The sequence below is a fragment of the Bifidobacterium sp. POST2/T3 (B1) genome (assembly GCF_058197115.1).
Genome location: NZ_JBVPQK010000049.1, coordinates 1 through 13497 on the forward strand (window position 1 = coordinate 1; position 13497 = coordinate 13497).

Consider the following 13497-nt stretch of genomic DNA (forward strand, 5'->3'; position numbering starts at 1 on the left):
GCAACTCCCCTGCCACCTGGGCTCGTGATATAGCCAGATCCCTTTGTCTGGCAAGCATCTCAGAGCGGATGCGCTCCTGCTCCTCACGCTGCTGCGTCTCGCGTCGAATCCGGTAGGACCTGACAGCTATGGCAACGGCTACGACAGCCATGATGACAGCCATCCTGGCCGACCATTCCAGAAAGAGCATGTGCCCGGCATGCATGCTGACGGTGACCAGACTGACGGCTGCGGCTACCTCACCCCCGCCTGCCGCAATCCTGGGTGCTGGCGATAAACAGACGCAGAAATAGAGGGCGCCTACCAGTGGTATCAGGAAGCTATCGTCCGAAGTGGCAAATGACAGACCGATGTATATCAGGGTCTCCATGGTCGTGATGAGCAAGGGAAATTGCCTGCTCCAATACAGCAGGCAGGAACATAGGAGTCCGATCAGGCCGATGACCGTCTTCCAAACAGGCAAGGGAATCTTCTCGGCCCAGACTGGTGGAAACGTAGGGGCGCTGACATAGAGAAGCGCATAAACCAGGCTCAGCACAGGCATGACGAACCTGGTCAAGCGTTGATTGCTCAGCAGCTCGAATAGGTTGGTTGCTATGCCCTTCATCGCGCCCCCTCACGCCGTATGCCGAGGATGCCCAGGTTCATTCGCCAGTGTACTGTGCTATCACACCGGCAGGGGAGCGACCTGCTGATTTGTGCACCGTGGCCCACGAAGCCAGTGATGCCGCCGAAGTCAGAAGCAGGTAGACCAGCGCCCAGTGGACCCAAGGTATACCAATGCTGGCAGTGCCAAAGACCTTGTGGAATCCGGCGGCATAGGCCATGACCGGCAGAAGGCTGGAGGTGAGGGATACCAATACAGCGGTGGTTGCCATGATGAACCCTTCGAGAGCGGACATGAGCTCGAGTTGATTCGGGTCCGCGCCAGCGATCGAAATGAGGGACAGATCCAGGCTTCGACCGTGGGCTGAGATCAGGTATCCTGCGCACACTCCAGCCAGCGTGACGACCAGTGCAGGACCCAGAAGGGTAATGAGCATGGAGAAATCAGAGCTGCTAACATCCAGGTTGGGAGGCAGCAGATGACTGGAATCGGCGCTGGTCTGGTAGAAGGAATCGGTCATCATCAGCAATGAAACCCCCACAACCAGCGGTAGGACCGTGGAGCTGAGGCTGCGCATGCGGGCACTGGCTTGCCGGCAAGCAATCAACCATGAAGGGTTGTGAAGAGTGACGAGCCTGGTCCAGCCGCTGGTGACCGTGCCCAGCAGGGAGGGACCTGCCAAGCAGATTGCGGCCAGCAGGAATATGAAACTGAAAGTGCTGCCCATGGCGATAGGCAGGATTGGTGCAGCGGTGTGCAAACGGACCAGTTGCTCATCAGGGATGGTCCGCGCTTGCATAATCGGCATCAGCATGATTGCCAAGGCTGCCAACAAACACAAGGCAGCGGCAATACGACGAGCCAAACCTGTTGTTTTTGGAGGAATGTTTGCAGCACGCAGAGATTCCACGGGACTGATCCTGCTGATGGTCCCGATGGTCAGCAGCGTGCCGATCAAGGCCACCAATACCCCGCACGAGATTCCTATCGCCCAGGAAGCCAGCTGGTGACTGGCGATGAAAGGCTGCCTGCCGATCAGGAACTGGGAAGTCTCCCATGCATAGAGGGGACGGGCCAGCAGAAAAGTGGCCGCCAGCGAGACCACACTGGCCGCGAGCGCCAAGATGAATACGCGCATACAGGTCAGCGAGGTCAGTTGCCAGGGCGTTGCGCCTTGCAAGGCTAACAGGGCAAGGTTGCGCCGCCGCTGGTTGATCACCGACGAAACGACCTGCAGAACGATCAATACTGCGGCAACGAGAAGTGCGACAAAGGGGATCATCAAGTTTTGGTAGGCGGTGCGACCTTGCTCGGCCATGCCGGGAAGGTCGCCCAAGGCCTTGGCTGAAGAGAGCATCATGGCAAGCAGGCCGACCATGGTTTGCGAGGCGATCAGCACGAGGGCGACACCAGACCAAACCAAGGGGGCATCCTTGAAATCTCGAAGAAGAAGTCGCATCAGATGCCCGCTTTCGGCACAGGAACCTTGTCGGCTGTAACTATGCGACCGTCGCACAGATGCACCAGAGTGTTGCAACGGGAGGCGACTTCCGGACTATGGGTGACCATAATCACTGCATGGCCCGGTCGACCGGCGAAGGCAGCGAGCTCATTGACGACCGCGTTGCCGGTCTCCTGGTCAAGGGCGCCAGTAGGCTCATCGGCGAAGATAATGTCGGGATCCGAAATCAGCGCACGGGCCAGGGCAACCCGCTGCTGCTCGCCGCCTGACAGGAGGGTCACATTGGTCTTGAGTAGCCCCCTGATGCCCAGTCTGCCCAGCAGCTTGAACGCCTGATCCTCCGGCCAGCGAGTCTTGCGCAGAATGAAGGGCAGTTTGAGGTTGTCCTCCACACTCATCGAAGGCACCAGATTATAGGACTGGAAAACGAAACCCAGGTGCGCACGGCGGAACCATGCCGACGCCGCAGGCCCCATGGCAGAGATGCACTGACCCAGGACTCCCACTTGGCCAGAGCTGACGGGTTCGAGGCCTGCCAGACAGTAAAGCAGAGTTGACTTGCCGCTACCCGATGGCCCTACAATCCCGGTCATGGCTCTCCAAGATGCAGTGAATTCTACATTGTCCAGGAGAGTTAAGACCTCCCCCTTCCTAGGCGACACCTGCTTGCACAGGCCAGATGCATGGATAGCGAAGGGCTCGCTCAGGTCGGAAGGATTGGCGGTACGCTTCATGGCAGTATCCAGTGCTTGCAAACGGGTGAACGCCTGTATGAGCCTGTGATGCTCTGTACGTGCGGCGATGCGTATTGATCCGGTTCTTTCATCGGAGCTCCCTCCCTCAGCGCACTTGCGAGGGCAAGAGATCGCCTCGCAGGGATGATTCTTTCAATCCGAGTACAGGGAAATCAACGTCGGCCGCCACTTCGCCATCTGCAGACGACAAAACAGGGCCCGATTCACTACGCAACGGATAGGAAACCGCTCTACGCTTTGGCAGAAGCTTTTGGCAGACAGGTTCGTTTACTATCCGGTACGGGTCCCGTCAGCAAGTTCAGGGTTTGCCCCACCCCTCCCCCTACAGACCCCAACAACCTTGTTAAGTGGACGGAAAGGTAGCGTTTCAAATTGATATTCTTCGTTAATCTGCATGGGTTCTCGGTCTTGCTTCGCCCGAGAACCGGCTTGCCGCGAACTGGAAAAATCCAACACAAACATGTAGTGTTGAGATGTTGCCCCTCTGGCTCAATGGTTAGAGCAGCGTCCTTTTAAGTCGTGGGTTGTGGGTTCGAGTCCCACGGGGGGCACTTTGGATTGCCGATTATTTAATACCAGTCACTATGCTCCGCACAGATCATCTGCCTGCGCAACAGTGGGCCAGGTTCCTGATACAACTTTGATCTATTTGCCGAATCTCAGTATCTACCGCGCCTACCCAACACCTGATCGTGGGAACCTAGTCGTAAAATATAGGCAGCATCGCCCTCCCTATGCGACACCAGCAGCAGATCTCCAGCATTGCCCACATGGCACTCATAAACAGCCGCATAACCTTGCAGCATATACATCCGATGATGCGCTTTCAATGCCTGGAGCGACGCTTCAGAATTCTCCGCTATCAGATCTAGCACCTCCTCGACCGGCTCTAACGGGACGTGCCTGCGAGCCATGCGCTTCAGGTCTCTCGTAAAAGCACCAGTGGGAACCAGCGCAAGCCTCATCGATCCGCGCCAGCAGCTGCTAGCACGCCATCCACCAGGTCCTTTCCTGTGGCGTACCCCCTAGTCTTCCCCCTCATGGCCAGACGGCGCGATTCCTCCAAGGCCTCCTCGGTTTCGGCAGGTAGATCCAAGCTGAAGTCCAAGGGGATCCGCTGCTCCCGAATGATCTGCTTGTAAAAAGCTCTGGTGACCGTAGTCATATCCAGACCAAGCTCCTTCACGATATGATCCACCTGTTGCTTGTCCGCATCGGATATACGCACCGTAACCTGAGACATCTTCTCCATTGGAGCCCACCTTCCTCGTTGTCTGTAATTTTGCATAAAAGTACAAAATTACAGCAGATATCTTACTTTAATGCAAAATTGCAGTGCATGGTAAGGCATTAATGCGCATAGCTGACAGCAATGACACATGTCTATTACTTCATGATGCGCTGGGCGACTCCGATTACTCATACTTCCAAGCCATCTTCGACGAAGTGGACCTCTACGGAGGCGATACCCAGAGGTCTTCCGCTACAACCAAAGTCGCCCGAACGAGAATAACGCCGAACACAGCTGCACTCGCCCCTTAGCAATAACAGCCTTGGCCCCCACACAGCTGATTGATCATGGATACACCGCGCCAGAGGTCTTCTGGGCCTATCACCATTCCGGTCCTTTCCTGGATGCCTTCAAACAAGAAGAAATAAGCAGCCAGGTCATAAGGCAAAGTCACTTTTACCTTATTAGGAGTACCTATGTCAGAAAACAAACTAGTCATCGCTGAAGAAGAGCTACACAGTTTGGAAAGCCGCAGGGTCACATTTAACATTTAGAATAGGGAAGATATCGGCCACTTCCTGACATAGTGGACTTACTTCATAAATTTCAAGTCATATGAGAACAGCTACAAACAGGTTAGGAGAGGATACAAACAACTCCAAATCCCGCATGAACTCACCACGCCAGGAGAAAAGAGGATAAGCCGTTGGGTCTAAAAAGGAAGGGAGATTCTAGGACGCACCTTGGAAGAGTGAGCGGAGCTTGGCTCTGCACCCTCTCCGTTCGCCCCCGAGATCGTCACAGGAAGCACATAAAGATGCTCGTCTAACTTTTCCCCGTTGATTTCTTTGAGCAATACATCTACGAGTGTAGAAGCCAGCCGGCGAAAAGGTTGGATGACCGTAGGAAGTATTGGATACGCAATCTGGTAGACGAAAGAACCGTCATAACCGAAAACAAATAGGTCTTCGGGAATGCGCCGACCTGATTCTAGGGCTTTGCGCTGAACGGCAAGGGCCACCAGATCAGAGGCGAAGACTCCATCGACAGTAGGATTGTCCACCAGAAAATCGTTTGCGGTCGTCAAATATGTAGAGAACTCAAATTGGTTCAAATCTAGTTCATAGGTAGCGCAGGAAATGCCCTCCTCATGCATCCGCTCTGCGAAAACCTTATGCCGCTCAATCGAGGGAGTTCGGACTTTAGAAGATCCAATGAACTGAGCCACATTTCTACATCCACGGTCAATAAAAGCTTTAGCAGCCAACATGCCGCCTTGAACATGATCCGCGCTCACCACCGGTATGGCATCAGCAAGAAACCGGTCCAAAGCCACTATCGGAGCTTTGATATCGGCATAATTGATATCGATGGAATGACTGCCAATGATAATGCCGTCGACCTTATTAGCCGTGAGCATGTCAAGATATTTTCTCTCTTTATCAGAAGAATGCATAGTATTACACAGAATCATTTTGTAGCCCCTCTGATTAAGCTCATCCTCAATCCTCGATGTCATAGTAGCGAAAAATGGCTGCACTACATCAGGTATCACCAAGCCAACAATATTTGTTCTGTTCGTGTACAGGCTACGTGCGATTTGGTTCGGCTGGTAATGAAGCATGTCTATTGCTTCTTGAATCTTATTTCGAGTTCCCTGAGATATATAGCCTCGGCTGTTGAGATACCGGGATACCGTATTCTTGGAAACTCCCGCTACCCGAGCAACATCTGTTATAGTGACCATACCTATCCCCCTTCATAATTGCTATATTCAGGGAGTAGATACTCATTCGTTGACTTACTCTCCCTCACTCACCTTTTAGTGTATGTGCAAACTATCAAATCTCTGAAATAGAGACCCCGACTGATGCCGAGAAGCGGCACCAGTCGGGAATATATTGCTCATCATCCTTTGACAGAACCCGCCAACATGCCGGAAACCAGGTACCGTTGCAGGAAAAACGAGATCACAATAACGGGCAGAGAAAAGAGTACAGCGGCGCCAGTCATGGGCCCTAAGTCCAGATTGTAGGAAGTCAAAAATTCTGAAAGGGCGACCGGCACAGTCTTGGCCTGACTGCTAGTCAACAGCAGCGCAACCAGAAAATCATTCCAAGCTAAGAGGAAAGTAAATATTCCAGTAGAGATAAGGCTCGGCGTCACTACAGGAAGGATTACCTTAACAAAAGCCGTAAAAGGCCCTGCTCCATCCACCGCTGCTGCCTCGTCAAGATCCACCGGCACATCTTTGAAGAAACTGATCATCATCCATAGAACAAACGGCATATTAACCCCAGCGTAGACAACGCAGAGAACCGGCAGGTAATCATACATGCCAAATTGCTGAACCAGACTATAGATCGGAACCACGATGCTGGACATGGGAATCATTTTGAGACAAAGCACCACAATTAGTAGAATCCCGCTAAACCGCGACATAGCTGTTCGAGATATTGCATAGGATGCCAAAGAACCCAACAATAAGCAGATCAGCGTGCTGACTGCAGCCGCTATAAAGCTATTACCGAAATATAGCCCCATATCGGAGGTCTCGAATACCTTACGATAGTTTTCCAAGGACCAAGCCTTAGGAAGGAAGGTCGGATTAACAGAGATGACATCATGGGAGGGCTTGAAAGAAGAGAACAGCATGTAGAGATAGGGAAATATAAAAGCCAGCAAAAATATAATCGCCAAGACATACATGAGTATGATCCAGATGCTGTCGTCCTTATTGCGACCGAATTTCTCATGGAACATCATGAGCTCCTCTTCTGCTTGAACTGCGTGGCCAAGGTAATACCGACCAGCACGAGAATAAATATGACCGCCATAGCACTGGCATACCCAACATCCCCATAACGTTGAAGCATCTTATATATATGCACGCTCAAAACTTCGGATGAGCCCTGAGGGCCTCCCTGAGTCATGGCCCAGATGATGTCGAATGTTCTCGCTGCATCAATCACACGAATCACAAGGGCACTGAACAACACACCTCGGATATTTGGAATGATGATTTTCGTTATGATCTGCCACTTACTGGCGCCCTCGACCTCGGCGGATTCATAAAGACTATCCGGTATTGATTGAATTCCGGCCAGAAACATCAACATCATGAAAGGGGTCGTGAGCCATACATCTGCGATGATGCAAGAGATAAGAGCAAACCGTGAATCCGAGAGCCAGAGTATGCCATCAGTGGAATGCAACAGTCCTCCCTTAACTAACAGAACATTGACAATACCGAACTGTCCACTCAGCATGAATTTCCATACCAGGCCTGCTACCAAAGGTGCAATCATCAGCGGGGACAGAATAAAAGTACGAATAGCTTTAAATCCCCTATACTTATTTGTCAAAACTACAGCCAAAAGTAAGCCAAGTATTGTCTCGAAGGAAACGGCAACGACTACATAGACTGCTGTGTGCAAAGAATCTGCTTGAAACTGCCGAGAAGCCAAGGCCTTAGCATAATTCTTCAGACCGACGAATGCCCTACCCTCATAGTTGTCACCAACGTCAAAAAAACTGTCATATAGTAGCTTGAGCAGAGGGAAAAGAAGGAACACCGACATAAAAATCCCAGCAGGCAAAAAGAACTTGAACAGGGTTCGATTATCAAATGTTGAACTGATCATCTTCCTGGTGCTATGAGGGCTGAATCTAAAGCGCCGCCCTTTGAGAAGCATTGCATTCTCTCTTTTCATTATCCCTACAGATACCGTATCTTTCTCACCCTCATGCCCTGGTAATCTCTGATTTAGCCAGATTTTCCCCGAACTTTCGCGATGCCTCTCCGTTTTACGATTCATCTTTTTCTCCTACTTTCAGAGAGAACAGGGTGGGAATGCAGACTCAATTTTCCTCACTACAGCTGCTAACCTGGAACGCTGCCGCATTTCCCACCCGCACTATTGCCGACCTATTCCATCAATAGGCTTTCAATCGATTGCTGCGCCGCCTTTAGCTCCTCCTTGGCATTAGCGCCTTTAAACACTTTCTGAACCATTGGCGATAAAGTCTCGCTTTCTATTTGTGCCCAAAGTCTGGTAGCAGGGCGATTCTGGGTTTGCTTGGCCGCTAGAGTAGCCTCCAACGCCTTGATATGAGCATATTGAGGATTATTCTCGTACTTTTTGAAAACACTCCTACGGGCAGCTACGCCCAATTCCTTCATGTAACCCTCATTCTTCCCATACATGAACTTCAAATATTTCTTGGCTATATCCTGTTTCTTAGAATTTTTTAATAACACTTCATACCAAGGTCCAGGTATGGCTCCGATACCTGCCGAACCGCCTATCATTGGCGCAGCACCGACCTTGTCACCCAATTCCTTGGCCGAAGCTAGATAGAAATGACCCCATGTAAGTTGCATCGCAAGTTTGCCTTGATTGAACATATTCGATATTTCGCTGGTTCCCAGCGATAGATAATCGGAAGGAACAGAGCCATCCTTTACCAGATTCTGCATATATTGCAGGGCATCCGAGTAAGGTTTACTTTGTAGATCAGGCTTATTATTTTTGCCTAGCACAAGATTTTTGGCACCTGCCTGAGTGGCGAATTCCAGCCAACCAGTTACCGAATCAGCGCCAGTCTGCCCCACAACAGCAGTCCCGTAGTTTCCATCCTTAGTAAAGAATTTCGCCGCATCCCGATACTCTTTCCAAGAGGTGGGAACTTGTAATTCATACCCATACTGAGCCTTGAACGCTTGCCGGTTGCTCTCATTCTCGAACAGATCCTTTCTATATAACAGAATCTTCGAGTTGGTCCAAGTAGGAATACCAAGCAGTTTCCCGTTTAACGTACCGCCTTGCGCAAGTTGAGGCATCAGATCGTTCTTTTCAGCTGGAGAAAGCACCCCATCAAGAGAGGACAACCCTTTGGATAAAGCGGAAAACCATAGAACATCAATGACAGCTAAATCATGAGTGGCCTTGCCAGAATCAGTTTCAGCCTTCAATTTGTCATATAGACCCGAATAAGGCGAAGTATCTATCTTAAGTTTGTAACCCGTCTGTTTCGCAAATTCAGCCGCACTGCTACGAGCTACCTTTTCCGCCGGGCCTCCGCCCTCAACCAATAGATTCAAAGTCTTGTCATTAGGACTACCTGTAGACCCCCCAGACCCCCCGCAAGCAGTCACCGATATAAGCAGGACACCTGTAGTTACAGCCGCCAATACCTCTTTTATAGCCTTTTTCATTGTTTAACCTTTCTTCCACCTCACCGCTTGTAAACACAGGCGAAAGCAATCAATCGCGATCCATGGCCGATGAGGGTTCAGATACACCGATAACATCATCTCCACGCATTGCTACCCTTGAAGCTTCGTATGCTCGGCATATTGACTTCACTGCATTACCGCATGTTTATTCGCATTGTTCTGTATGAAAAATCTGAGAAAACAAGGCAACATCACTTTGCTCTCACGCCTATGCAATTCGCAAACGCACATTGTGTCAGGAACTGACAACATGAACGATTACAGACAAATATTCGTAAAACATCCAATGCTTAATGAAACCGTTAAGACCAAACCTCCTTTGTTTGTCATCGGGAATTTGCGCAGGGTTCTGACATCTTTGCGATACCACTGCGCCATCACCGACAAGAACAATATATGTTTTTTTAGAGTATATGTCAACCGATTAATATATAAATAGCAAGCATTCTGCCAATCACTGTAAATAAGCCATTTTTAACCATGAAATACTATATTTATCGGTTGAAATATGACAATTATTCATTTATGATTATCCTGTTGTATCTATTCACAGATGCATGGAATCCCAGAGCGCACCGCGAATAGACCCAGTACCCAGCAATGTTCAGCAGCACAGTAGCTACAAGACAACAACCGTTCAAGGAGGACATAGATGACCAGTCGTACCTATTATGATGTGACGCAATGGCCAGTCGGAGATCCCTACAAGGATATAGGCCTAGTGATCAACAGCATGATCAAAGACATCAAACGGAATCAGAGCCAAATCGACTTGGATGAAGGAGGGAAACCTGGGGCCACCATATTCATTCCCCCGGGGGATTACCATCTGGAAACACAAGTACTTATTGACATTAGTTATCTCTCTATCGTTGGCTCCGGTCACGGTTTCACATCGTCGAGTATTCGTTTCAATCTTTCACAGGCAAACGAGCAGTCATTACATGAGCTATGGCCCGGAGGAAGCCGAATACTGGTGAACCTCAAACCGAGGAAGGATGATGAAACCTCATCCGCAGCCTTTCTCATCAAAAGGGATGGAAGTCCGCGAATTAGCTCGGTCGAATTTTCCCATTTCTGCATCGATGGTCTGCATTTTGTAGACGACGGGTCGAGTGAGAAGAATCCTGAAAATACCTATATCAATGGGAAAACCGGTATTTATGTAGCATGTGCTCAAGATTCTTTCCGGGTAAATGGCATGGGGCTGGTTTACCTAGAACATGGCATAATCATCAAGCAAGCCGATGCCTTAAGCATCCATGATAATTTCATCGCTGAATGTGGAAACTGCATTGAACTAAGAGATTGGGGACAAGCGTCGAAAATAACCGACAACCTTATCGGCGCAGGCTATAAAGGGTATTCGATCTTCGCTGAGCACTTCGGTGGACTGCTAATTTCCAGCAATAATATATTCCCACGAGGTGCCAGCAGCATCTACTTCAAAAACGTTGTACGCTCAACTATCACCAGCAATAGATTACATTCCTTCTACCCCGGAATGATAGATTTGCGAGACGATTCCTCGGACAATCTGGTAGCCGCAAATCATATCTATCGAGCACATGAACCGTGGCCTCCGATGCAGGACCACGACAACGGACTGAACGATTTGTACGGCATTGTGCGTATTGATGGCAATAACAATTCACTGATTGCCAATCATTTTTCATATATTTTGGATAGCACCAGCATTAATCCCATTGGCACTACGCCAGTCATCATTCATCTCATCAATGGTTCCGGCAATTACATTGCCAGTAACCATATTGTAGCGACTACAGAAACAGAAGATTCCTTAGAAGAGGAAGAAAAAGACAGCAGTGATTCTTGTTTCTCAACGCAGGTCACAGCGATGCTTTCTGGAGAAGCTGCCAGATCGATCAATTTCCTCGCGGTGCAGGTTGATCCTCCTTCTTCTCATAACATGATTCTCGATACTGGAACCAGTTCCCAGATCAGGATGGACAAAACCAGCAATGCATGCAGGCCATTGCCGGAGCAGCCTGTCTGATCGCGGAATCATTCATGCTCATAAAGTGACGAAATAAGTGACTTACGGTAATCAACCAACTTTCCGGTTTTTTGATATACCAACGTATTATCTGCCTTCCTAAGGGAAGGGGGAGGGGCGAGGAGAGGTCAAACCGGCAGTTGTCTGACTGTCCCGTTGAACAGTTTGCGCAGCTCCGAAGCTACCAGGACCAGGGAGGCCAAAGCGATGCACTCCAGCCAGGCCTGAGGCTGGAGGGGAACGGTGCCGAAAGCCTCACCCAGGAAGGGCACATAGATCACCAGGAGCTGGAGCAGAATCGAGATCCCTATGGCACCCCAGAGCCAGAGGTTACTGAAGAGTCCCAGGAAGGCCGACTTCCGAGAGGATCGAGATGCTAGCGCATTGAAGAGCTGGGCGAAGACCAGGATGGTGAAGCCCATGGTCCGCGCCTCCCTGATCTGCGCCTCGTGACCGATCGCCTGGACGGACCTGTCGGTGAAGAGGCCGCCGCTCAGATGCATGTCCATGCCGATCAGGGTGACCACAGCCATGACCAGGCCTATATAGATGATGTCAACCCACATGTCCCGGTCGATCACCCGGTCGTTGATGGATCGGGGCGGGCGATCCATCAGATCATCGGTCTGCGGGTCCACACCCATGGCCAGCGCGGGGGCCGCATCGGTCAGAAGGTTGATCCAGAGCAGCTGGGTGGCCAGCAGCGGCACGGTGACACCCGCCATACCGGGCTGCGATATGCCCAGAAGCCCTGCAAAGACCACTCCACCGAAGACCGTGAAGACCTCTCCCATGTTGGAGCTGAGCAGGTAGCGCAGGAACTTGCGGATGTTGTCGAATATGCCCCAGCCCTCTCGCACAGCCTGGACGATGGTGGCGAAATTGTCGTCCGCCAGGATCATCTTGGCTGACTCCTTGGTGACCTCGGTCCCGGTGATGCCCATGGCCACGCCGATGTCTGCGGTCTTGACAGCGGGGGCATCGTTGACGCCGTCGCCGGTCATGGCCACGACCTTGCCCTGGTCCTGGAGCGATTCGACGATCCTCAGCTTGTGCTCGGGGGCCACGCGGGCGTAGACGGAGACCTTGGAGGTGGTCTCACGAAGCTGGTCCGAATCCATGGCATCCAGCTGCTCGCCGGTGCAGGCGGGCTGTCCAGGCTTGATGATGCCCAGGTCCCCTGCGATTCTGGCTGCGGTGAGTGGATGGTCGCCAGTGATCATGATCGTTCTGATACCGGCCTTATGAGCCTGGTCCACCGCCTGGCGGACCTCGGTGCGGGGCGGGTCGATGATGCCAACCATGCCCGTCCAGATCAGATTGCTCTCCAGTCGGGTGCTTTCCTGGATCACCTTGTCGGCAGACAGGCGGACCGCCGGGGCATGCTGAGATATCTGAGACAACTGGTCCACCTGATCTGTCCCAATCGTCCTTGACGGCTCCTCCCCCTCGTCGGCTTCGGTCAGCGATGACAATTCGCGGTCGGATATAGGTCGGAAAGCCTGCCCCAGAGTCCTATAGGCATCCGACGAGAGGCTGCTGACCTGGGAAAGTATCCTTTCCCGATCGGCGCTGGTGATAGGCCTGACGTGGCCGCCATCGAGAATCCGGTCACATCGGCCAAGCAGCACGTCGGGCGCGCCCTTGCAGAAGAGGCGCGATTGCCCTTCGTCGCCGTCATTCGGGACAGCCAGGACCGACATGAGTTTGCGCTCCGATGTGAAGGGAATCTCGGCCAGACGACGGTAGCCATCAGCCTTGGCATCGGCGCCGACTTTGCGAGCGGCGACAATCAGCGAGACCTCTGTAGGATCACCGACGATCTGCCAGTGACCCTGTCCCGATCCAGACTGGGCCTGGGAATCCGGTTCGGCCTCGTCCACCTGCCAGTGAAGGTCTCCGTCGTTGGCGATGGTCCCGACCATCAGGGTCTCTTCAACCGCCTTAGCCAAGGATGAATCGATGGTGTCCGTCAGCGGGTCGTCAGACCCTCCGGCCTCGACCGGCTGCATAGCTCCCTCAGGGGCGTACCCGGTGCCAGTGAGTCGGACCTGTCCCGAGGGGACGACCACCCGCTCAACGGTCATCTCATTGCGGGTCAGCGTCCCCGTCTTGTCGGAGCAGATGACTGATGCCGATCCCAGGGTCTCCACCGAGCTGAGCTTCTTGACGATGGCATGATGCTT

Annotated in this window: 11 protein-coding genes and 1 tRNA gene; 2 read left to right on the top strand and 10 right to left on the bottom strand. The window is 51.7% G+C overall.

The genetic code is table 11. The annotated features are described in order from the left end of the window. The 3 genes from AC0AP0_RS03935 to AC0AP0_RS03945 all read right to left on the bottom strand — a co-directional run. Nucleotides 1–607, bottom strand: a 607-nt coding sequence (locus AC0AP0_RS03935) for a hypothetical protein (protein ID WP_490429447.1), incomplete at its 3' end; no start/stop codon positions are given. A gap of 37 nt (nt 608–644) precedes the next feature. Continuing rightward, the gene (locus AC0AP0_RS03940; protein WP_490429448.1) at nt 645–2066 is read right to left on the bottom strand and encodes an FtsX-like permease family protein; all 1422 of its coding nucleotides are present in this window, start codon (nt 2064–2066) and stop codon (nt 645–647) included. Continuing rightward, the gene (locus AC0AP0_RS03945) at nt 2066–2803 is read right to left on the bottom strand and encodes an ABC transporter ATP-binding protein (RefSeq protein ID WP_490429449.1); all 738 of its coding nucleotides are present in this window, start codon (nt 2801–2803) and stop codon (nt 2066–2068) included. The genes AC0AP0_RS03940 and AC0AP0_RS03945 overlap by 1 nt, the downstream gene beginning before the upstream one ends. A gap of 499 nt (nt 2804–3302) precedes the next feature. On the opposite strand from AC0AP0_RS03945, the gene AC0AP0_RS03950 reads away from it, so the two are divergent. Next, nucleotides 3303–3375, top strand: a tRNA-Lys gene (locus AC0AP0_RS03950). Between the two features lie 108 nt (nt 3376–3483). Here AC0AP0_RS03950 and AC0AP0_RS03955 read toward each other — a convergent pair. The 6 genes from AC0AP0_RS03955 to AC0AP0_RS03980 all read right to left on the bottom strand — a co-directional run bounded on the left by AC0AP0_RS03955 (nt 3484) and on the right by AC0AP0_RS03980 (nt 9273). Beyond that, nucleotides 3484–3789 (bottom strand): type II toxin-antitoxin system RelE/ParE family toxin, encoded by a 306-nt coding sequence (locus tag AC0AP0_RS03955; protein ID WP_445342031.1) that lies wholly within the window; start codon nt 3787–3789, stop codon nt 3484–3486. Continuing rightward, entirely contained in the window at nt 3786–4067 is a 282-nt protein-coding gene (locus AC0AP0_RS03960; RefSeq protein WP_181414986.1) for a type II toxin-antitoxin system RelB/DinJ family antitoxin, read from the bottom strand. Before AC0AP0_RS03960 ends, AC0AP0_RS03955 begins: the two co-directional genes overlap by 4 nt. A 700-nt stretch (nt 4068–4767) precedes the next feature. Then, a complete protein-coding gene (locus tag AC0AP0_RS03965; protein WP_490429450.1) occupies nt 4768–5802 on the bottom strand; it encodes a LacI family DNA-binding transcriptional regulator in 1035 nt (344 codons plus the stop codon). 161 nt (nt 5803–5963) lie between these two features. Continuing rightward, entirely contained in the window at nt 5964–6821 is an 858-nt protein-coding gene (locus tag AC0AP0_RS03970) for a carbohydrate ABC transporter permease (RefSeq protein WP_258334498.1), read from the bottom strand. After that, entirely contained in the window at nt 6818–7873 is a 1056-nt protein-coding gene (locus tag AC0AP0_RS03975; RefSeq protein WP_258334499.1) for a carbohydrate ABC transporter permease, read from the bottom strand. Before AC0AP0_RS03975 ends, AC0AP0_RS03970 begins: the two co-directional genes overlap by 4 nt. A gap of 110 nt (nt 7874–7983) precedes the next feature. Continuing rightward, nucleotides 7984–9273, bottom strand: a complete 1290-nt coding sequence (locus tag AC0AP0_RS03980) for an ABC transporter substrate-binding protein (RefSeq protein WP_110413561.1) — start codon at nt 9271–9273, stop codon at nt 7984–7986. 673 nt (nt 9274–9946) lie between these two features. Between AC0AP0_RS03980 and AC0AP0_RS03985 the strand changes: the two genes are divergently transcribed. Next, entirely contained in the window at nt 9947–11311 is a 1365-nt protein-coding gene (locus AC0AP0_RS03985; RefSeq protein ID WP_490429451.1) for a NosD domain-containing protein, read from the top strand. A gap of 128 nt (nt 11312–11439) precedes the next feature. Here AC0AP0_RS03985 and AC0AP0_RS03990 read toward each other — a convergent pair. Then, nucleotides 11440–13497: cation-translocating P-type ATPase (locus AC0AP0_RS03990; RefSeq protein ID WP_490429452.1), on the bottom strand; the 2058-nt coding region annotated here is incomplete at its 5' end.

Coding starts and splice junctions, on each gene's coding strand:
- AC0AP0_RS03955 (WP_445342031.1), bottom strand. CDS start 3,789: ATGAGGCTTGCGCTGGTTCCCACTGGTGCTTTTACGAGAGACCTGAAG.
- AC0AP0_RS03965 (WP_490429450.1), bottom strand. CDS start 5,802: ATGGTCACTATAACAGATGTTGCTCGGGTAGCGGGAGTTTCCAAGAAT.
- AC0AP0_RS03945 (WP_490429449.1), bottom strand. CDS start 2,803: ATGAAGCGTACCGCCAATCCTTCCGACCTGAGCGAGCCCTTCGCTATC.
- AC0AP0_RS03985 (WP_490429451.1), top strand. CDS start 9,947: ATGACCAGTCGTACCTATTATGATGTGACGCAATGGCCAGTCGGAGAT.
- AC0AP0_RS03980 (WP_110413561.1), bottom strand. CDS start 9,273: ATGAAAAAGGCTATAAAAGAGGTATTGGCGGCTGTAACTACAGGTGTC.
- AC0AP0_RS03960 (WP_181414986.1), bottom strand. CDS start 4,067: ATGTCTCAGGTTACGGTGCGTATATCCGATGCGGACAAGCAACAGGTG.
- AC0AP0_RS03975 (WP_258334499.1), bottom strand. CDS start 7,873: ATGAATCGTAAAACGGAGAGGCATCGCGAAAGTTCGGGGAAAATCTGG.
- AC0AP0_RS03970 (WP_258334498.1), bottom strand. CDS start 6,821: ATGATGTTCCATGAGAAATTCGGTCGCAATAAGGACGACAGCATCTGG.
- AC0AP0_RS03940 (WP_490429448.1), bottom strand. CDS start 2,066: ATGCGACTTCTTCTTCGAGATTTCAAGGATGCCCCCTTGGTTTGGTCT.